The 20647-nt window shown below is 65.6% G+C and carries 12 protein-coding genes; 7 read left to right on the top strand and 5 right to left on the bottom strand.

Annotation, left to right across the window (positions count from 1 at the left end; translation table 11 throughout):
* Positions 1–9: 9 nt before the first annotated feature.
* On the bottom strand, positions 10–1068 hold the full coding sequence (locus J5M73_RS23940) for a TauD/TfdA family dioxygenase (RefSeq protein ID WP_060840287.1): 1059 nt from the start codon (positions 1066–1068) through the stop codon (positions 10–12).
* Positions 1069–1136: 68 nt separating this feature from the next.
* Positions 1137–10433, bottom strand: a complete 9297-nt coding sequence (locus J5M73_RS23935; protein WP_102861761.1) for a non-ribosomal peptide synthetase — start codon at positions 10431–10433, stop codon at positions 1137–1139.
* Between the two features lie 174 nt (positions 10434–10607).
* On the opposite strand from J5M73_RS23935, the gene J5M73_RS23930 reads away from it, so the two are divergent.
* The gene (locus J5M73_RS23930) at positions 10608–11576 is read left to right on the top strand and encodes a siderophore-interacting protein (RefSeq protein WP_207816282.1); all 969 of its coding nucleotides are present in this window, start codon (positions 10608–10610) and stop codon (positions 11574–11576) included.
* A gap of 178 nt (positions 11577–11754) precedes the next feature.
* Here J5M73_RS23930 and J5M73_RS23925 read toward each other — a convergent pair whose 3' ends face one another.
* From J5M73_RS23925 to J5M73_RS23915, 3 genes are all read right to left on the bottom strand, one after another.
* Positions 11755–12495 carry an alpha/beta fold hydrolase gene (locus J5M73_RS23925; RefSeq protein WP_102861763.1) on the bottom strand — a complete coding sequence of 247 codons (741 nt, stop codon included), beginning with the start codon at positions 12493–12495 and terminating at the stop codon, positions 11755–11757.
* Between the two features lie 155 nt (positions 12496–12650).
* Positions 12651–14267: a methyl-accepting chemotaxis protein gene (locus tag J5M73_RS23920; RefSeq protein WP_207816281.1), complete on the bottom strand. Its 1617-nt coding sequence runs from the start codon at positions 14265–14267 to the stop codon at positions 12651–12653.
* 200 nt (positions 14268–14467) lie between these two features.
* The gene (locus J5M73_RS23915; RefSeq protein ID WP_102861765.1) at positions 14468–15667 is read right to left on the bottom strand and encodes an MFS transporter; all 1200 of its coding nucleotides are present in this window, start codon (positions 15665–15667) and stop codon (positions 14468–14470) included.
* Positions 15668–15803: 136 nt separating this feature from the next.
* Between J5M73_RS23915 and J5M73_RS23910 the strand changes: the two genes are divergently transcribed.
* The 6 genes from J5M73_RS23910 (at position 15804) to J5M73_RS23885 (ending at position 20637) form a co-directional block, all read left to right on the top strand.
* A complete protein-coding gene (locus J5M73_RS23910) occupies positions 15804–16400 on the top strand; it encodes a TetR/AcrR family transcriptional regulator (RefSeq protein ID WP_102861766.1) in 597 nt (198 codons plus the stop codon).
* A gap of 236 nt (positions 16401–16636) precedes the next feature.
* On the top strand, positions 16637–17098 hold the full coding sequence (locus J5M73_RS23905; RefSeq protein WP_102861767.1) for a cysteine hydrolase family protein: 462 nt from the start codon (positions 16637–16639) through the stop codon (positions 17096–17098).
* Positions 17099–17213: 115 nt separating this feature from the next.
* Positions 17214–17666, top strand: a complete 453-nt coding sequence (locus J5M73_RS23900; protein WP_207816279.1) for a hypothetical protein — start codon at positions 17214–17216, stop codon at positions 17664–17666.
* A gap of 57 nt (positions 17667–17723) precedes the next feature.
* Positions 17724–18629: an alpha/beta hydrolase gene (locus J5M73_RS23895; protein ID WP_207816278.1), complete on the top strand. Its 906-nt coding sequence runs from the start codon at positions 17724–17726 to the stop codon at positions 18627–18629.
* A gap of 76 nt (positions 18630–18705) precedes the next feature.
* Positions 18706–19179 (top strand): hypothetical protein, encoded by a 474-nt coding sequence (locus J5M73_RS23890; RefSeq protein ID WP_102861770.1) that lies wholly within the window; start codon positions 18706–18708, stop codon positions 19177–19179.
* Between the two features lie 15 nt (positions 19180–19194).
* Positions 19195–20637, top strand: coding sequence for a TIGR01777 family oxidoreductase (locus tag J5M73_RS23885; protein WP_207816276.1), 1443 nt, complete (start codon positions 19195–19197; stop codon positions 20635–20637).
* Positions 20638–20647: the final 10 nt, after the last annotated feature.

The raw sequence follows: 20647 nt of genomic DNA, 5'->3' as shown, positions 1-20647 counted from the left end.
CTGATGTCCTTAACCAATGGCCACGTCGGTGCTTTTCAGCGGGACGGCCATGGCTGTGAGTATTTTGCGCGGGCCTGAATATTCGTTGCGGGCGTGCAGGGTGAGGATGTTGTCGAGCATCACGACGTCGCCCTTCTCCCAGGGAAACTCCACCATCACCTCGCGATAGAGCTGTTGCAGATGGGTGATGTAGTCATCGGGGATCGGGCTGCCATCGCCAAAGAAGGTGTTTTGCGGCAGGTCCTCGGGCGCGAACTCCGCCAGCAGGCTGTCGCGGATGCTCTCTGGCAGGGTCAGGGCATTGAAGAACGTCGCATGGTTGAACCACACGCTCTCGCCGGTACGCGGATGCCGGACCATGGCCGGGCCCTGTTGCCGGGTGCGCAGGCGGTTGCCGGATTTCCACTCCGGGGTCACGCCGATCTTCGCGCAATAGGCCTCGACCTCGGCGCGGTTGTCGGTCTGGAACACGGTCTGCCAGGGCAGCCCCATGCCGTCGCCATAGTTGCGCACATAGAGCACGCGCTTGCGCTGGAACTCTTCGCGCACCTGTGGATCGATCCGCGCCAGCAAATGCCGGGTGTCGCCAAATGGCGTCTCGCCGCCGGTGGTCGACGGCACGTCGCAGTAGAAATACAGGTGCAGCGGAAACACCGGGGAATAGGAGTGCTCGTTGTGGGGAAAGATCTTTTCCACGGCCGGGTAGTCGGTGGAGCTGTAGACGTTGAGTTTCTTGGTGATCTGGGTCCGCGGCGAGGCCCGGAACAGGTACTCCAGGGCACCACCGGAAATCGAATCGACGCACTGGTTGAATTCGTTGATGTCCTGCACCGCGAAGCCGCGGAACAACAACGTTGCGTGCCGGTCGAGCTTTTCCTGGAGCAGCTCGCGGTTTTCCCCGGCCCACTGCGCCAGCCCCACGCCAGGAACGTTCGGCGTACACAGCAGGGGAATCGAGCTGTTCTCGAACAGCGGCGTGAACGTCACCAGGCTGGATTGGTCCAGGCTCAAGCTCTTGCGCCGTCCCTTGCCCAATGCCGGTATGGCTTGAGACTCGAATTTCGACATGACCCACCTCCGATTCGCGGTATCAGGCGCGGCGATCGCACGCGCCTGCATGATTGTTCAATATGGCTTCACTCGACCGGCACCCGTCCTGGACGGCGCCGCTGAATCGGGTGCTGTTGCTTGAGCAGGGCCTGGCGCTGTTGCAACTGGTCTCGCTCGCGCAGGTATTGGATATCCCGTGCCTGGTTCAGCAACGCCGCCAACGGCGCCTGGGTATCGACCACCATCAGCTCGAACACCGCCTGCAACTGCTCGAACAGGCACGCCATGTCCGCGGCGGTGTAGAGCCCGGCATCGCACTTCAGGCCGAGGTAGATGCCCTGGGGCGCATTGACGAACTCGGCCACCAGGTCCAGCTCCGCGGCAGCCCTGCCGGCAGCCACCGGCTGCACGTCCAGGCCGTCGATCGACAAGGGCTGATCAAGGCTTTCCTGATAGATGAACTTGATGCTGAACAACGGCGAACGACCGGCGCGCCGGACCACCCGCAGCGCCTCCACCAGGCGCTCGAAAGGCAGGTCCTGGTGATCCGAAGCACCGATGACCGTGCTCCGTGTCACCTGCAGCAAGTCGCTGACGCACTGTTGTTCCTCGACACTTATCTGCAATACCAGTTGGTTAACGAAGAAGCCCACCAGATCTTCAACGCCGGCGTGATTGCGGTTAGCGATATCGGTCCCCAGACGCACCCGCGAACTGTCGCTGCGCTGCCCCACCACCAGGGCAAAACCTGCCAGCAGCAGCATGTACAACGTCACCCCCTGGGCACTGGCAAAGGCGCGCAGCGCCTGGCTCTGAGCCGCCGAAAAATGGAACTCGTGGAGATCGCACAAGGGTGACGGCGCCTGCCCTGGCTGCACCGTGGCACTGGCGGGCAAGCGCGTGAGGTGATGGTCATCGCCCAGGACATCACGCCAGTAATCGAGCTGACGCTGCAGCTCACCGCCTTCGAGCCATTGGCGCTGCCAGACAGCGAAGTCCACGTAATGCAGGGCCGACTCCGGCAACGGGCTGGCCGTGGCGGTCCGATGGGCGTGATACAGGCTTACGAACTCGGTCGGCAGAATGCCGAACGACCAATGGTCGGCGACGATGTGGTGCAGGGTCATGAGCAGCAGGTGCCGTTGCGGCTCCAGCCGCAGCAGGCGTACACGCATCGGCGGGCCGGCGATCAGGTCGAAGGGCTCCGCGGCCTGTTGCTGCAACTGCAGCTGGGCCATGGTCTCGCGCTCGGCCACTGGCAAGGCGCACAGGTCATCGAACACGAACGACAGCGGCAGGTGGCGATGGACGTGCTGCCAGCTCTCGCCTTCGACCTCGCTGTAGGTGGTACGCAATACCGAATGCCGCTGCATCAGTGATTCGAAGGCTTGCCGCACCGCCTCGATGTCCAGCTCGCCACGCAACTCCAGGGCCCGGGCGATGTTGTACATCGAGCTCTGCGGCTCCAACTGCCAGAGGAACCACAAGCGCTGCTGGGCAAAGGACAACGGCTGTGGCCGCGAGTCATCCACCCGGCACAAGGCCGGGGCCGCCTCCGGAGCCTCAGTGGCGCCCAGGGCGGCGACAAAGGCTTGCAGGTCGGGCGCATCGAACAGGGTCCGCAGCGCGGCCTGCAAGCCCAGCTCATGCCGCACCCGGCTGATGACCTGGGTGGCCAGCAACGAGTGCCCGCCCAGGGCGAAGAAGTTGTCCTGCAGGCCGACCCGCTCGACTTCGAGCACGCTCTGCCAGATCGCCGCCACCTGCTGCTGCAGTTTGCTGTGCGGGGCCACATAGGCTTGTTGCAAGGCACTCAAGTCCGGCTTGGGCAGGGCCTTGCGGTCCAGCTTGCCGTTCGGGTTGAGGGGCAGGCGCGGCAACAGCAGCACGTGGCTGGGCAACATGTAATCCGGCAGCGTTTCCTTGAGCCCGGCCTTGATCAGCGCGCAACGCTCGGCCTGTGCCTGAGCATCGCCCAGGCCGTCGTCGGTATCCCCAGGCAACGCAGAGGGCACCACATAGGCCACCAGTTGCATGCCGTTGTTGGCCGGCACGGCCAGCACCACCGCCTCACGCACATCTGGCCGAGCCGACAGGCGCGCCTCGATTTCCCCCAGTTCGATGCGGAAGCCGCGGATCTTCACCTGATGATCGATGCGGCCGATGTACTCGATCGCCCCTTGCGGGTTGTAACGCGCCAGGTCGCCACTGCGATACAGCCGGGCGCCGGGCTGACCGGCAAAGGGGTCGGGAATGAAGCGCTCGGCGGTCAGTCCCGGCCGGTCAAAATACCCCTGGGCCAGGCTCGACGCAGAACCGATGCACAGCTCTCCGGTGCCGCCTTCGGGCAGCAGATTGAGGTCGCCGTCGATGATCCGCAGGGCGCGGCCGATGATCGGCTGGCCGATCGGGATGCCGTAGACCTCGCTGGCATCCTGCTCCCGGCAGTCGTGGACACTGGAGACCACGGTGGCCTCGGTCGGGCCGTAGGTATTGAGCAGGCGTACCCCCCCAAGCCCGGCGGCGTGCCACAGGCGCAAGCCCTCCACCGACATCGCCTCGCCGCCGACATGCACCTGGCGCAGGCGCCCCAGGCTGCGGATACCGTCGGCCATGCACTGCTTGGCCAGCAAGTGCCAGTAAGCCGCCGGCAGGTCGGCCAGGGTCACGCCCTGGCTGACGATCACCGCCGCCAGTTGCTCGACGGCCCAGGGCTCGTCGCCGCGCATCACCAGGGCCGCGCCGAGGCAAAGGGCTGGGTAACACTGCTCGACGAAACCGTCGAAGCTGAAGGTGGCGAATTGCAGCACCTTGTCGGTGGCGGTGAGCGCCGAATAATCCGCCGCCGCTTCGCAGAACGCCGACAAGGCCCGGTGATCGATGGCCACGCCCTTGGGGACCCCGGTGGAGCCCGAGGTGTAGATCACATAGGCCAGGTCTTGCGGGCAGGCGCGGTTCTGCGGATCGGCGCTGGAGCAATGGCTCAAGCGTTGCGCCAGGCTCGGCAGATCCCAATGCAGCACGCTGTCGGGCAGCAGCGGCGCGGCCCAGGTGCCGGTGTCGCTGAGCAGCAGGCTCAGGCGGCTGTCGGCAATCATGAACGCCAGACGCTCTTGCGGGTATTGCGGGTCCAGGGGCACATAGGCCGCGCCACTCTTGAGCACCGCCAGCAGGCTGACGATCAGTTGCGGGCCGCGCTTGAGTGCCAGGCCGACCCGATCCCCCGGGCCAATCCCCTGGGCTTGCAGGCAATGGGCCAGGCGGTTGGCCTGGGCGTTCAACTGGCCATAGTCCAGTTGCTCGCCATCGACCACCAGCGCCAGCGCCTCGGGCGTGGCCGCCGCCTGCGCGGCGATCCGCTGGTGCACCAGCGGCGCCTGGGCGGGCACCACCTCGGCCAGCTGGCTGTGCTGCAGCAAGTCCTGGCGCGCCTGTTCACTCAACAACTGCAAGCCCCCCAGGGCCGCGTCGGGATCGGACATGAACTGCAGCAGCAAATGCCGCAACTGGGCACAGAAGCCCTGGACCTGATCAGCACTGAAACGACTGCGGTCATAGCTGAAGTCCAGGCTCAGGTGCTCGCCCAACTCGATGCCCAGGGTCAGCGGATAGCTGGTCTGCTCGTGGTTGGCCAGGCCGGAGAACTGCAGCCCGGCCGGAGCCCCCTCCTTGAGGGCCTGGGCCACGGGGAAGTTCTCGAACACCAGCAGGCTGTCGAACAAGGGGGCGCCCTGGTGCCCGGCCCAACCCTGGATCTCGTAGAGCGGCACGTGCTCGTGTTCGCGCAGGCCCAGATTGAGCGCCTGCATCTGCTCCAGCCATTGCCCCACGCTGCACTGCGAACGTGGCTGGCAAATGATCGGCAAGGTATTGATGAACAGCCCCAACTGCTGCTCGATACCCGGCAGCGGCGCCGAACGCCCCGCCACGGTGGCACCGAAGATCACGCACTGCTGCGCGCAATAACGCTGCAGCAACAGCGCCCAGGCGGCTTGCAGCACGGTGTTCAGGGTGACCTTCTGCTGCCGGGCAAAGCTGCCCAGGCGTTGTGTCAGCGCCTGGTCGAACCCTTCCAGGTGCTGCCCATGGCCGCTGCCCGACACCGGCTTGCGCACCCCGTCGGCGAGCAAGGTCGGCGAGTCCATGGCGTGCAGGCGCTCGCTCCAGAACTGTTGTGCAGCCGGGGCTGACTGCTGCTGCAACCAGCCCAGGTAGTCGCGATAGCGACCCTGGGGCGCCGGCAAGCGAGCGCCGCCGTACAACTGGATCACTTCGGCCAGCAGGCTGGCATTGCTCCAGCCATCGAGCAGCAGGTGGTGGCAGGTGTAGATCAGGTGCCAGTGGTTGTCGGCGATGGGCACCAGCAGCAGGCGCAGCAAGGGCGCCCGATCCAGCTCGAACCCCCGGGAACGCTCTTGCGCGGCCAGTAGATCGAGATCCGCCGGGGCCGATGCCAAGACCTGCAACGGCACCTTGACCCGGTTCCTGACCAACTGATGGGCGCTGTCCAGCCCTTCCCAGTGCACGCTGCTGCGCAGGATCGGGTGGCGATCCAGGGCACTCTGCCAGGCATCGGCAAAGCGCTGGGGATCAAGGCGGTGGATGTCCAGGCGCAACTGGTTGATGTAGGCCTGTTCCTGGGGCTCGTAGAGGGTATGGAACAGCATGCCCTGCTGCATCGGCGTCAGCGGATACAGGTCCTCGATGGCAGCCGCCGGCACCGGCAGCGCGTCGAGCTGTTGCTGGGAGATCCGTGCCAGCGGGAAGTCCGAAGGCGTAGCTTGGGCCTGATCCAGCCCACAGCAATGCTCGATCAGCAGGCGCAGCTCGGCGAGGTAGTCATCGGCCAGCCGCTGGATGCTGGAGTCGCTGAACATTTCCTCGCTGTAGCCCCACTGCAACGCCAGTTCGCCGCCATAGACCTGGCCTTCCAGGGTCAGCCAGTTGGCCAGGGGTGCCTGTGGGTCCTGAGCCTGCCCGCTGCTCTGGCTGGCCGGCGTCCACAACGCCTGCTCATCGAACTGGCGATCGAACTGGCCCAGGTAGTTGAAGGTGATCCGTGGCTGCGGCAATGCCGCCAGCGCCTGACGCTGGGCCGGGCTGCCCAGGTAGCGCAGCAAGCCGTAGCCCAGCCCCTTGCCGGGGATCGCGCGCAGTTGCTCCTTGATCCCCTTGATTGCAGCCCCAGCTTGCTCGGCCGGCTGCAGGCGCACCGGGTACAGGCTGGTGAACCAGCCCAGGGTGCGGGTCAGGTCCAGATCGTCGAACAGGTCCTCGCGACCATGCCCTTCCAACTGGATCAGGGCCGAAGCCTGCCCGGTCCAGCGGCACAGTACGCGAGCCAGGGCGGTCAACAGCAGGTCGTTGACCTGGGTGCGATAGGCGCTCACAGCCTGTTGCAGCAGTTTGCGGGTCAGCCCCACATCCAGTCGCGACTCGATCTTGCGGCCATGACGGTTCTGCAGGCCGCCCGCTGGGTTGTCACAGGGCAAGTCGCCGGCTCCGCTCTGCTGCGCCAGCCAGTACGGCAGTTCGGTCTCGCGCTGCGGCGCATGCTCCCGCAAGCGCCGGGCCCAGGCCTGATAGGCACTGGTCTTGGGTGGCAGTTGCACCGTCTGAGCTTCCGCCAACTGCCGGTAGGCCTGTTGCAGGTCCTCCAGCAGCACCCGCCAGGACACCCCATCCACCACCAGGTGGTGGATCACCAGCAACAGTTGCTGGCGACCCGACTCGTGCTCCACCAGGACCGCGCGTACCAGGGGGCCGGCTTGCAGGTCCAGGCTGCGCTGGGCCTCGTCGCACACTGCCGCCAGGGCCTGGTCATGCTCGACCCGGCACTGCCACAAGTCGAAGTGGCTGGCAGGCTCGGCATAGGCCTGCTGCCAACCCTGCTGCGTGCCGACAAAGCGCAGGCGCAAGGCATCGTGATGATTGACCACCTGCAACAACGCCACCTGCAACAGCGCTGGCTGCAAGGGCTGGCGCGGGTCCAGCAGCAACGACTGGTTCCAGTGCGCCGGTCGAGGCACCTCCTGAGCCAGGAACCAGCGCTGTACCGGGGTCAACGGCACCTCACCGGTCACTGGTCCCTGGTCGATCTGCGGCTGATCGTCGAGGACCGCGACCTGGGCCAGGCTGCGCACGCTCTGGTACTGGAACAGGTCCCGGGGCGCCAGACGGACCCCGGCCTGACGGGCGCGACTGACCACCTGGATCGAGATGATCGAATCACCGCCAAGCTCGAAAAAGTTATCGTCCAGGCCTACCTGAGCGAGCCCCAGCACATCGCACCAGATGCCCGCCAGGGCCTTCTGCATGGCGTTCTCCGGGGCCACATAGGCCAGTTGCGGCGCCGTCTCGGGCAGCGGCAAGGCCTTGCGGTCGAGCTTGCCGTTGGCGGTCACCGGCAAGCGATCCAGGGCCAGCAGGTGATGGGGCACCATGTACTCCGGCAGGCTGCTGGCCAGCCAGGCCTTGAGTTCGTCGGTACACCCCCGGGCCTGGGCGCCCTCTTGCAACACCAGATACGCCACCAGGTGCTTGGCGTTCTGCACCAGCACCACGGCCTCGCGCACGCTCGGGTGCTGCATCAGCCGGGCTTCGATTTCACCCAGTTCGATACGCAGGCCCCGCAGCTTGACCTGATGGTCCAGGCGGCCCAGGTATTCGATCACCCCATCGGCCCGCTGGCGCACCCGGTCGCCGGTGCGATACAGCCGCGCCCCCTGGTGGAAGGGGCAAGGTACAAAGCGCTCGGCGGTCAGGGCCGGGCGCCGGTGATAACAGCGAGCCAGCCCGAGGCCGCCCAGATAGAGCTCACCGGCAACACCCGCCGGTACCGGTTGCAACTGGGCATCCAGGACATGGGTACGCAGGTTGGCGATCGGCTGGCCAATCGGCACGCTGCTTGCGCCTTCGTCGACACAGGTCCAGTGGGTGACGTCGATCGCCGCCTCGGTCGGGCCGTAGAGGTTGTACAGGCCAGCGCCCGGCAATCGGGCGAAGACCTGCTGCTGGGCATCCAGGGGCAAGGCCTCGCCACTGCAAACGATGCGTTTGAGGCTGGCGCAGGCCGACACGCCCTGCTCATGGATGAAGGCCTGGAGCATCGAGGGCACAAAGTGCAGGGTGCTGATGCCGTGGTCGATGATGGTGTCGATCAGGCGCGCCGGCTCACGGTGGGCCCCCGGGGCCGCCACCACCAGCCGGGCACCGGTCATCAGCGGCCAGAAAAATTCCCAGACCGAGACGTCGAAGCTGAACGGGGTTTTCTGCAGCACCGCGTCACTGGCGTCCAGGCCATAGGCCTGCTGCATCCAGTACAGACGGTTGACCAGCGCCGCGTGGCTGTTGCCAGCCCCCTTGGGCTTGCCGGTGGAACCCGAGGTGTAGATCACATAGGCCAGGTTCAGCGGGTCGACCGGCGTCTCCAGCGGGCCGCTGTCATAAGCCAGCAGCGCGTCCTGATCCTGGTCCAGGAGGATGACCTTGAGCGCCTCTGCATCGGCTTGGAAATCCAGCAGCGGCAGCAGCGAACGCTGGCTCAGCAAGAGGCGGATGCCGCTGTCCTCGATCATGTAGGCCAAGCGGTCCCGGGGGTATTCCGGGTCCAGGGGCACGTAGGCGCCACCGGCCTTGTGGATCGCCAGCAGGCCCACGACCATTTCGATGGAGCGTTCGATGCAGATGCCCACCAGCACATCCGCCGCCACACCCAGTTCACGCAGCAAGCGGGCCAGCCGGTTGGCTCGGGCATCCAGTTCGGCGTAGCTCAGTTGCTGCTCGCCGAACACCAAGGCGCAGGCGTCGGGGGTACGCCGGACCTGAGCTTCGATCAGTTGCGGCATGCTCAACCCGGTGGGGTAAGCCTGCGCCGTGGCGTTCCAATCGTGCACCAGGGTCTGGCGCTCCCGGGCATCGAGCATCGGCAACTCGCCGATGCGCTGCTCGGCATCCTCCAGCATGCCTTGCAGCAGTGCGGTCCAATGCCGCGCCATGCGTGCGATGGTGTCAGCGTCAAACAGGTCTTCGGCGTAGGTCAGGGCGGCGTGCAGCTTGCCGGACTTCTCGTAGGTGTCCAGGGTCAGGTCGAACTGGGTGGTGCGGCTCTGCCATTGCACCAGGCTCAGCTCCAGCCCGGACGCTGTCTGTACCGTGCTGATATCCGCCACCTGGGGCTGGTGGTTGTACATCACCTGGAACAGCGGTGTGTGGCTCAGGTTGCGCTCCAGCTTCAAGGCTTCAACCAGTTGCTCGAACGGCAGGTCCTGATGAGCCTGGGCACCCAGCGCCGCCTCTTTGACGGCCTGCAGCAGTTCGCTGACCCGGATCTGGCCGGTGAGCTGGGTGCGCAGCACCTGAGTGTTGACGAAAAAGCCGATCAGGCCTTCGACCTCGGCGCGGTTGCGGTTGGCGATGGGTACGCCGACGCGAATGTCGTCCTGGCCGCTGTAACGGTGCAGCAGCACATTGAAGGCGCCGAGCAACAGCATGAACAGGGTCACATTGTGCTGTTTGGCCAAAGCCCGCAGTTGCTCGGCCAACTCCGGCGCCACGGCGAAGTCATAGCGGGTGCCACGGTAGCTGGGCATCGCCGGGCGTCCATGGTCAGTGGGCAGTTCCAGCACCGGATGCTCGCTCCCCAACTGCGCCTGCCAGTACTCCAGCTGCCGTGCCTGCTCCCCTGCCTCCAGCCAGCGCCGCTGCCACAAGGCATAGTCGCTGTACTGGATTGGCAACGCCGGCAGTTGCGGCTGATCGCCCCGTTCGAAGGCGTCGTAGCAACGGATGAACTCGTCGATCAGCACGTTCATCGACCAGCCGTCAGAGACGATATGGTGCAAGGTCAGGAGCAACACGTGCTCCTCGGCGGCCAGCCTGATCAGCTTGACCCGCAGCAACGGACCGGTTGCCAGGTCGAACGGCAGCAGCGACTGCTGCTGCGCCTGTGCCGCCACCGCCTGCTCCTGTTCCGATGCATCGGTTGCACTCAGATCCAGGTATTGCACGGCCAGCTCGACCTCTGCCGCAGCCTGTTCCAGGCGATCATCGGCGTGGCGCTTGAACACCGTGCGCAGGGTCTCGTGGCGCGCCACCAGGGCGGCGAATGCCTGCTCCAGCGCCTGGTGATTCAGCGCCCCCGTCAGACGCACCGCCCCCGGCAGGTTGTAGGCGCCACTCTCGGGGTCCAGCTGCCACAGGAACCACATGCGCCGCTGGGCGTAGGACAGTTCCTGACGGTCCTCCACGGCCACGTCGGCAGGGATTGGAAACAACGAAAAGTCGATATTTTCCGCCCGCAGACTATCGAGGAACAACCGGCGCTTCTCCAGCGGCAGCTCGATAAATCGGCGTGCAAGTTTCAGGGACTTTTCAGCGTTCATCTGGATTCATCCGTACATGTTGGGTATCGAGCGTTGGCTCGGCTATCCCTACGAAACGGATGGGCCTGGTGAAAAATTAACCCCCTGCGCGACAGCCAGATCAGGGCTTGCACGGTAAATTCCAGCGCTTGCGGCTCGTCAAATCAGGACCTTCCCCTTAATAAGGTCGCGATCATGTCCTCAGCCACTTCCCTGGCCAGCTCACTGGCAAATGGCTTGCGCAAGCTGGTAGGTGCCGGCGCCCAACAACCCCGGAGCTACCGGCTGATCAACGTCGAACTCAAGCAACGCATCGACCTCAGCCCCTCCATGACCCGCCTGGTGTTCGGCGGCGAGGACATCGCCCAGGCCCGCACCCTGGCCCCGGACCAGCGCATCAAGCTGCTGTTTCCCGGGGCCGACGGCACGCCTGCGCAATTGCCGGTGGAAGGCGACTGGCAAGCGGCCCGGCGCCAGTTGCCGGCCGAGCAGCAGCCACCGATGCGCACTTACACCATTCGTGCCTTGCGCATGCAGCCGGCAGAGATGGATGTGGATTTCGTGCTGCACGGGGTCAACGGCCCGGCCTCTGCCTGGGCCACCCACGCCCGGCCCGGCGACCGCCTGCAGATGGTGGTGCCGAACAAGGCCTACAGCGGTGACCCCGGCGGTTATGAGTGGCTGCCGCCGGCGGGGATTGGCAAGGTGCTGCTGATGGGCGATGAAACCGCCCTGCCCGCCATCGCCGGGATTCTGGAGGAGTTGCAGGATTACCCGGATTACCCGGACGTGCAGGTGTTCATCGAGGTGCCCTGCGAAAGCGACTGCATCGACCTGCGCTGCCATCCGCAGACCCGGGTCAACTGGCTGCCTCGGGACGTGCTCAATGCCCAACACGGTGAAACCCTGCTCCATGCCGCCCGGGAGCTGGCCGAGCTGCCACCGCCCAACGGTGGCCGCCGGCCGCTCAAGGTTTCCGAGCGCCACGACGCGCAACGGCTCTGGGACACCGCAGCGCCAGCAGACAACCATTTCTATGCCTGGATAGCCGGCGAGTCGGCGACGGTGATGAGCATCCGCCGCCATCTGATCAACGAGCGCGGCCAGGAACGGCGCAACCTGACCCTGATGGGTTACTGGCGCCTGGGTATGTCCCTGGGTTGAGCCCACCAACCGCCCCCCTATTCCCTATAGCCGCTGCCGAGCCCGCGAAGCTGCGCAAAGGCCCGAAGGCCCTTGCTTGGCGATCGCCAGTCGAACCTTTGGAGCCCTCAGGTTTTTTGCGTCCCTGCGGGCCGTGCGCAGCCTGCGGCAGCGGCTACAGGGAGCATGTCTGTAGCCGCTAGGAAAGCGCGGCTACCGGTTGCAGGTGGCGCCGGCGATGCACTTCCAGGTGGCCCTTGATCAGGCTCAGCACCTTGGTTTCCTGCTCGTGGATGAAGAAGTGCCCGCCCGCGAGCATGTCCACGGAAAAGCTGCCGCAGGTTTCCTGGCTCCAGCCAATCAGTTGTTCGCTGGTGGCGCGGTCGGTCGTGCCCCCCAGCACATGCACCGGGCAATTGAGCAACGGGCGCTGCAGCGGGCGAAAACGCCCGCACAGCAGGAAGTCGGCCCGCAGGATCGGCAAGGTCAGGCTCATCAGTTCCTGGTTGGCCAGCACCTCTTCGCTGGTGCCATTGAGGGTACGCAACTGCTCGATCAGCTGTTGGTCAGTCTTGGCCTCGGCAAACCCTCGGTCGTATTCGCTGCGCAAGGTCGGTGCCGCTGTCCCGGAAGCGAACAGCGCCACCGGTTCCGGACACCCCAGGGCGCGCAGGGCGTGGGCCAGCTCACAGGCCAGCAAGGCCCCCAGGCTGTGGCCGAACAGGGCATAGGGCGCGCGCAACGTGCTCTGGAGTTCCCGGGCAAGCTGCATCGCCAGCACCCGCATGTCGGTGTGCAGGGGCTCGGTGTAACGGGCGCCGCGCCCGGGCAGTTCCACGGGTGTCAGGTGCAGCCACTGAGGCAGCTTGCGCCGCCAGCGGCTGTAGACCATGGCGCTGGCGCCGGAATACGGCAGGCACAGCAGGTTCAATTGGGTCACGGTTTATCCCTCGACAGATGATCTGTTAAGGAAACGCAGTGCAAGGCGGAGAAATTAGGACGCGCTCGCCCCCGGCAAGCGGACGGCAACCCATGGGCCGGCGCTAACCGGTTGTCTGCGACGCCGCGTAAGCGTGGCGAGCCGGTCCAAGGTGCTCATAGCTGGAAGCGCTGGACCTGGCCATGCAGGTCTCCCGCCAGGCTCGCCAACTGGTCGCTGACGCTGGAAGTCTGTGCCGCGCTGTCGACGTTGTGTACCGCCACGTCGCGAATCGCCAGCAGATTCTGATCGACTTCCCGGGAAACCTGCGCCTGTTGCTCTGCGGTGCTGGCAATTGCCTGGTTCATTTCGTTGATCTGAACGATGCGCTCGGCAATCTGCGCCAGCACCCCGTCAGCCTCCAACGCCTTCGCATTGCTGCGCTCGACATACTCATTGTTCGCGACCATCGCCTGCACCGCCTCACGGCTGGTGGCCTGAACGGAGGTGATCATGCCTTCGATTTCCGCAGTGGAGCTCTGGGTGCGTTGCGCCAGCGCTCGGACTTCGTCGGCGACGACGGCAAACCCTCGCCCCTGCTCGCCTGCCCGGGCGGCCTCGATGGCCGCATTGAGGGCCAGCAGGTTGATCTGTTCGGCAATGGCGCGAATCACTTCCAGCACTCGGCTGATGGACAACACTTCATCGGCCAGCCGCGTGATGGTGCCCGAGGTCGTCTGCAACCGCTGTCCCAGCTGTTCGATGGTGAGGCAGGTCTGCCCCACCTGTTCACGCCCTGAACGGGCCTCGCGCTGCGCATCACGGGTGGAGTCGAAGGTCAGGTTGGCGTTGCGAGCGACCTGATCCACCGCCAGGGACATCTGGTTGACCGCTTTCGCGGCCAGCTCGATTTCCTGGTTCTGCTGGCTGATGCCCTGTTTGTTGCTGGTCGCGGTCACACGCAGCCCCTGGGCTTGCTTGTGCAATTGCGTAGCGCTGGCCTGAATCGCCTGCAAGGTATCGCGCAAGGTGTTCTGCATGCTCTGCAGCGACAGCTGAACCTGACTGATCTCGTCGCGACCGGCGACCTTCACCGGCTCACGCAAATCCCCCGAGGCGGTGCGGGCCACCGTCTTTTGCAGCCCATCCAAACGCTGGGTAATGCTGCGGCTGAGCAACCACGCAAAGCCGCCACCGCCACACAGGAGAATCAGCAGCAGTCCCCAGGTGAACAGCACATTGTTCTCATAGACCCGCTTGCCCTGTTCGTAACTGCGAGACGACTCCTGCAGTTGCACGGCAATCAGTTGATTGAAGTCCTCTGACAGCGGATCAATCACCGGATACAGTTCCTGGGCGGTGAACAGCGCCAAGCCGGCCTTGTCTTCGCTGCCGAGCAAGGTCTTGAGCTTCTGCAATGGCTGCTTGGCCTGGACCATCAAGGGCTCGATGCGCTCGATCAGGCGCACCTCTTCATCGATCAGCAACGTGGCCTTGTAGGCCTTCCAGATGTCCGCGATCTGCTGCTCGGCCTCCTCCACCCGCTGCCGAGCTTCCTTGAATGACAAGCTGCCATTGCGGGCCTTGTGGCTGCTGTCGACGATATTCACCGCGTACAGATCAGCCACCTGCTTCAAGTCCCGCAAGGGCACCACACGATCCAGATAGACGCTGTTGAGCCGCCCCAGGACCCCCTCTACCCCCAGCAGACCCGAAACCCCTATCGCCAGGCTGCCCACCAGCATCAGAACGATAAGAACGATGAGCCGTGCTCGTATGCTGAAATAGTTCATGTGCAATCCCCGGCCAGAAAAAACGCGGCCGCGACGCACAGGTCAGGCAACGTGGGGCAAGTATGGTCGGGAAATACCCCCCTCGCCTGGCCGGATGAACGCACCGTCCACGCTCAGGCGCACGCCAGCAGGAGGCGCCCGCTCAGGCCGCACGCTTGCTGGTGGTTTTGAGGCGACGTCGGATTCAGCTGACGTCGGACTCAGGTGGCATCCGGCTCAGGGGCATCGCGCATCAGGCGTCGATAGCTCTGCAACGCCGCCCCCAGCACCACCGCGCCGCCGCCCAGGGCCAGCCAGAAGCCGCTGCGGGCGCCGAAATGGTCCACCAGGAACCCGGACCCCGCTGCCCCCAGGGCCACGCCGATGCTCAGGCCGGTGACCAGCCAGGTCAGGCCCTCGGTGAGCTTGGCCGGGGGCACGATGCGCTCCACCAGGGCCATGGCGACAATCAGGGTCGGGGAGAAAAACAGCCCGGCGACGAACACCGCCAGGGACAGGCCAAAGACATTGCTCGCCCAGAGCAGCGGCAAGGTGGCCAGGGCCGTGGCGATACCGCCGTACATGAACAGCCGGGGCAAGGGCGTGGCCAGTTTCAGCGCGCCGAAGGCAATGCCCGCCAGGCACGAGCCGATGGCGTACACCGAGAGCACGATGCTCGCCGCCGCCGGCTGCCCCTGGTGCTGGGCAAAGGCCACGCTGACCACATCCACCACGCCGACTATGGTGCCCATGGCCACCATCAACAGGATCAACAGGCGGATTTCAGCGGAGCGAATGATCGAGCCCGCATGCCCCTCCTCGTGGGGGTGCACCGGCGGCTCGGTGCTTTTCTGCATGACGAACACACTCACCCCCAGGGCCAGCATCAACAGCGCGGCCAGGGGCCCGGCCTCGGGGAACAGCCCCACGCACAGGCCCACCGACACCGGGGGACCGATGATGAAGCAGACCTCATCGAGCACCGACTCCAGGGCGTAGGCGGTCTGCAACTGCGGCTGGCCACGGTACAGCTCGGTCCAGCGGGCGCGGACCATGGCCGACATGCTGGGCATGCAGCCGGCCAGGGCGGCGCAGATGAACAGAGTCCAGTGCGGGGCCTGCAAACGCGTGCACAGCAGCAGCGCCAGCAAGGCACCGCCTCCAAGGCCCGCGGCCAGGGGCAGCACCCTGCCCTGGCCGAAGCGGTCCACCCAGCGTGACACCTGGGGCGCGCAGAAGGCCGTGGCCAAGGCAAAGGTGGCCGCCACGGAACCGGCCAGGGCATAACCGCCATGGAGCTGCGCGAGCATGGTGATCAGGCCGATGCCGGTCATGGAGATCGGCATGCGCGCGATCATGCCGGCCAGGACGAACGCCCGACTGCCGGGGGCCTTGAACAGTTCGCGATAGGGGTTTGCCATTTACAACGACTCCTTGGGGGGGCTGCAACTTGCCACAAAGTGCTCGCGCAGTAAAAATACATACGCCGCGTATGTCAAAAATCATGTAAACATACGCCGCGTATGTCAACCCACCCTTTGTTGGAGAACTGTGTTCATGAGCCGCCGCCCTCGCGCCGAGATGATCGAAGCCACCCGCGCCAGGCTGATTGCCAGCGCGCGCCAGGCCTTTGCCCGCCTGGGCTATGCCAAGACGTCCATGGACGACCTGACCGCTGAAGCCGGGCTGACCCGCGGCGCGCTGTATCACCACTTCGGCGACAAGCAGGGGTTGCTGGCGGCGGTAGTGGAACAGATCGACGGGGAAATGGATCAACGCCTGGAGGCCATCTCCAGCGAGGTTGCCGATCCCTGGGAGGCTTTCTGCCAGCGTTGCCAGGCCTATCTGGAGATGGCGCTGGAGCCGGAAATCCAACGCATCGTCCTGCAAGACGCACGGGCGGTGCTGGGGGACGTCACCCAGGCCGGCGAGGATCAGTGCATCGACACCCTTGGTGCCCTGCTGAGCCGGCTGATCCAGGAGCAGGTGATCGAACCGGCGTCGCCCCAGGCCCTGGCGCGATTGATCAACGGCAGCCTGGTGGAGGCCGCACTGTGGATTGCCGCCGCCGAGCAGCCTGAGGCCCGCCTCGATGAGTCGCTGCAGGGGCTTGAGCTGCTGCTGCGCGGGCTGCGGCGGCAGCAACCGAACTGAACGCTCTGACACCCTGAGCCCGGCTCCGGTGCTGACCGAAGCGCTCAGCCCTTTGTGCCCGCCAGAAACGGAATTGGCCCCATGCCCGACTCTCCGATCAAGGCGGTGAACGGATCTGCCAGGTGCAGGCCCCCTGGGGCAACTGCATCGGCCTGCGCCAGCCAGCGACGCTCGCCTGACGTGTTAACTGGCGGCACACTGACGAGCTTTTCACCCGAGCCCCAAGGAGAAACGGCATGCATCAGGTGCTGCTGATCATTGATGTGCAACCCTGTTTCAACCCACCGCCATGGCTGGTGGAAGGCATCAACGCACTGCTGGGACAGATGCCCTCGGTGGCCACGGTGGAACGCCATGATGAAAGCCGCACGCCCTTCGCCCGGCAACTGGGCTGGCAACCGGCGGCGGACGACCAGAGCCTGGTGGCCGCCGATAAGGTTTTCATCAAGCACGGCTATGGGCCAACGGCAGAGATACTCGACTACCTGAAAAGCCTCTGTCCCGAACGCGTGCTGGTGTGTGGCATCCAGACCGACACCTGCGTGCTGGCCGCCGGCTTTGCCCTGTTCGATGCCGGATTGCAGCCGACCCTGCTTACCGACCTGACGGTGGGTTCATCCCTGGACCGCAGCGGCGGCCTGGGTATTGACCTGTGGCGACATCACTTCAAGCACCTGATCCGCAGCGACGAACTGTAGAAGCCGGCGTGCCGGCGAAGGCAGTGTGAGGCCATCGATACGCCAGGTGCCAAGCAGCGCTAGACTCCGCGCCTGCGCGCCGTTCGCCTACCAAAACGCAAGTGACTCCCCACCCATGAAAAAAATTGTCGCCCTGCTTGCCCTGTTGTTCTGCAACCCCGCCTTGTGCGCCTCGTTCAGCGATTCGCCCGAAGCGCTGGTCCGGCAATTCATTGCCGACTATCAGCAGTGGAGCGACAGGGCCAGCGCCCGCCAAGCGGACAACGCGCCCCTGCAATCGATGGATCTGGCACAGCAGGAGTACGCCCAGTTGCTGACCAAGTTCTGCCTGCCGGGCTTTCAGGGCCAGCCCATTGCCTTCAGTTCCCCGGCCAGCCACGGCACGGCGTACGAGCAGATCCTCTCCAGCAGCCGAACCGCGGATCGCGCGCTAGTGAAAACCCGGGCAATCAGCCCCGGCGAGGGCTTTGCTGCCGATTACCACTACCACCTGATCTTCAGCGGCCAGCGCTGGTACCTCAGCGAGGTGTTCTACGTCGACCAGGACGGCCAGTACGAGTCGCTCTAGATCAGCCGTAACCGTTTTGAGCTAGGGTGTTTCAAGTCACCGAACCCCGGAGCCACCATGCCCAGCTCAGCCACCCTGCATCAGGTCACGACCCCCAGCCTGCACCTTGCCTATGAAGCACACGGCCCTGCCACTGGCGAGCCGGTGATCCTGCTCCACGGTTTTCCCTACGACGTGCGGGCCTACGACGAGATCGCCCCGCCCCTGGCCGAGCGCGGCTATCGGGTCATCGTTCCCTACCTGCGGGGCTACGGCCCGACGCGCTTTGTCAGCGAGCAGATCATGCGCTCCGGGCAGCAGGCCGCCCTGGCCCGGGACCTGCTGGAGCTGATGGATGCACTGCAGTTGCCCCAAGCCACCCTCGCTGGCTACGACTGGGGCGGTCGCGCCGCCTGCATCGTCGCCGCCCTGTGGCCGCAGCGGGTCAAGGGCCTGATGAGCGCCGACGGCTACAACATCCAGGACATCCCCGGGGCCTGCGAACCCAGGGCGCCAGAGACCGAGCACCGGTTGTGGTACCAGTACTACTTCAACACCCAGCGCGGGGTGGATGGGCTGACGGCCAACCGTCGGGCCTTCTGCGAGCTGTTGTGGCGCCAGTGGTCGCCGACCTGGAAGCAGGGACCGCAGTGCTATGGCCTTACCGCGCCGTCCTTCGACAACCCGGACTTTGTCGAAGTGGTGATCCATTCCTACCGCCATCGCTTCGGCTACGTACCCGGCGACCCCAGCCTGGAAAGCATCGAGCAGGCGTTGCAGGCACAACCGCCGATCCAGGTGCCGACCATCGCCCTCTGTGGCGCCGACGACGGGGTCGGCCCGGCGACCGAGCCGGACCCCGATATCGGCCTGTTCAGCGGGCCCTATCAGCGCAGTATCCTGCCCGGCGTCGGCCATAACCTGCCCCAGGAAGCCCCGCAAGCCACCCTCGACGCGCTGCTGGAGTTGCTCCAGAACGCCTGAGAAGAGCTGCAGGCTGCACGCCATGCCGGGGAAAAATCGGTACACTTCGCGCCTTTGATCCCCCACAGGACATGGAATGTTACCCGCCACGACTTCCCCCCGGCCCGGCCTGCGCCGGGCCCTGGTGCTTTGGCTCTACGCTGTCGGCGCCGGCCATCTGCTGGCCGGACTGCTGCTGACCTGGGCCGGCCACAGCGGCCTGTTCAACGACTACCTGGCCAGTATCGAACAGGCCTTCTGGGGCGCCGCCGCACCGGCGCCGGCCCGGGCCCAGCAGGTCTGGTGGCTGGGCCTGTTCGGCGCCACCCTGCAAAGCTATTCGTTGTACCTGCTGGGCCTGGTGCACCTGGGCAACCGCCTGCGGGCACCGGCGGCCTGGGCCTGGCTGATGGCCGGGATTGTGCTGTGGGCGCCCCAGGACATGTGGCTGTCGTGGCAGATGAACATGACCGCGCACCTGTGGATCGACAGCTTCGCCCTGCTGGTGCTGCTGCCACCGTTACTGTGGCTGCAGCGCCACGACCGCCGTACCTCTCGTCTTCCCTCGTAAAAGGACTTCACCATCGTGGCTGATTTGCCAATCCTGCAGTGGGCCATCGCCCTGTTGCTCGCCCAGGGCGTGCTCGGCGCCCTGGACACGATCTACCATCACGAACTCACCGTGGCCCTGCCGCAACGCCACGGCGCGCGCAAGGAGCTGGCGATCCATGCCCTGCGCTCGTGCTTCTACGGCGTACTGTTCATGGGCATTGCCCACCTGGCGTTCCAGGGCATCTGGGCGCTGGTGATCGCCGTGCTGTTCGCCCTGGAAATCGGCCTGACCCTGTGGGACTTCGTGGTCGAGGACCGCAGCCGCAAGCTGCCGGCCATCGAACGCATCATGCACACCGTGCTGGCGATCAATGCCGGGGCCTTCTTCGCCCTGTACGGCCTGCAACTGCTGGAGTGGTCGCGCCTGCCCAGCGCCTTGAGCCCTATCGATATGGGTTGGCAAGGCTGGGCCCTGAGCCTGTTCGCCGTCGGTGTGACGGCCTCGGGGATTCGTGACGGCCTGGCGGCGTTGCGCTTGCAACGCCAGGGCCAGGGCGCCAATCCCTTTGCCGGCGGTGCCGGCAAACGGGTGCTGGTCACCGGTGGCACCGGCTTTATCGGTGAAACCCTGGTCAACCAACTGCTGGATGCCGGGCACACCGTCAGCGTGCTGGCCCGCGATCCGCTGCGCGCCGCCTACCTGTTCGACGGTCGTGCCCGCTGCCTGCGCTCGTTGAGCAAGCTGGGCCATGGCGAGGCCTTCGACGTGATCATCAACCTGGCCGGCGCCCCGGTGGCCGGGCCGCGCTGGTCGGCCAAGCGCCAGGCGCAACTGTTGGCCAGCCGGGTCGGCACCACCGAGGCCCTGCTCAACTGGCTGCAACACGCACAGCACAAGCCGGAGCTGTGGATCCAGGCGTCGGCCATCGGCTTCTACGGGGTGCGCGACGCCAACCAGAGCCTGGATGAAAACGCCGAGCGCGGTGAAGGCTTCATGGCCGATCTGTGCGCACGCTGGGAGTCCTCGGCGGAACCGGCCACCCGTTTCGGCGTGCGCCAGGTGGTGCTGCGCCTGGGCATCGTGTTCGGTCCCGGCGGCGCCTTGAAACCCCTGCTGCTGCCCTTCCATTTCGGCTTTGGCGGACGCATGGGCGATGGTCGGCAGATCATGAGCTGGGTGCACCGCGACGACGTGTTGCAGGTGATGGCCCGGGCGATGAACGACGCGTCCCTGTCCGGCACCTACAACATGGTGGCGCCGGAAGCGGTGAGCCAGGGCACCTTCGCCACCACCGTCGGCAAGGTGCTCAAGCGTCCGGTGTGGCTGCATGTGCCGGCCGCGCCGGTGCGAGCCCTGGCCGGGGAAATGGCCGAGCTGTTCTTCGACGGCCAGAAGGTGGTGCCCGCGCGCCTGCTGCAGGCCGGCTACCGCTTCCGTTACCCGACCCTGGACGCCGCCCTGCGCGACCTGACCTGAGCTGAGGAAT

The sequence above is a fragment of the Pseudomonas sp. 50_B genome, from assembly GCF_017491625.1.
GTDB classification, from domain to species: Bacteria; Pseudomonadota; Gammaproteobacteria; order Pseudomonadales; family Pseudomonadaceae; genus Aquipseudomonas; species Aquipseudomonas danubii.
Note: the sequence above shows the minus strand (reverse complement) of the source record. Positions and strands in the feature narration are given on the sequence as shown.

Excerpts from the sequence above, each read along its gene's own strand:
- J5M73_RS23895 (WP_207816278.1), top strand. The coding sequence starts at position 17,724 with ATGCCCAGCTCAGCCACCCTGCATCAGGTCACGACCCCCAGCCTGCAC.
- J5M73_RS23930 (WP_207816282.1), top strand. The coding sequence starts at position 10,608 with ATGTCCTCAGCCACTTCCCTGGCCAGCTCACTGGCAAATGGCTTGCGC.
- J5M73_RS23900 (WP_207816279.1), top strand. The coding sequence starts at position 17,214 with ATGAAAAAAATTGTCGCCCTGCTTGCCCTGTTGTTCTGCAACCCCGCC.
- J5M73_RS23935 (WP_102861761.1), bottom strand. The coding sequence starts at position 10,433 with ATGAACGCTGAAAAGTCCCTGAAACTTGCACGCCGATTTATCGAGCTG.
- J5M73_RS23905 (WP_102861767.1), top strand. The coding sequence starts at position 16,637 with ATGCATCAGGTGCTGCTGATCATTGATGTGCAACCCTGTTTCAACCCA.
- J5M73_RS23890 (WP_102861770.1), top strand. The coding sequence starts at position 18,706 with ATGTTACCCGCCACGACTTCCCCCCGGCCCGGCCTGCGCCGGGCCCTG.
- J5M73_RS23915 (WP_102861765.1), bottom strand. The coding sequence starts at position 15,667 with ATGGCAAACCCCTATCGCGAACTGTTCAAGGCCCCCGGCAGTCGGGCG.
- J5M73_RS23940 (WP_060840287.1), bottom strand. The coding sequence starts at position 1,068 with ATGTCGAAATTCGAGTCTCAAGCCATACCGGCATTGGGCAAGGGACGG.
- J5M73_RS23910 (WP_102861766.1), top strand. The coding sequence starts at position 15,804 with ATGAGCCGCCGCCCTCGCGCCGAGATGATCGAAGCCACCCGCGCCAGG.
- J5M73_RS23920 (WP_207816281.1), bottom strand. The coding sequence starts at position 14,267 with ATGAACTATTTCAGCATACGAGCACGGCTCATCGTTCTTATCGTTCTG.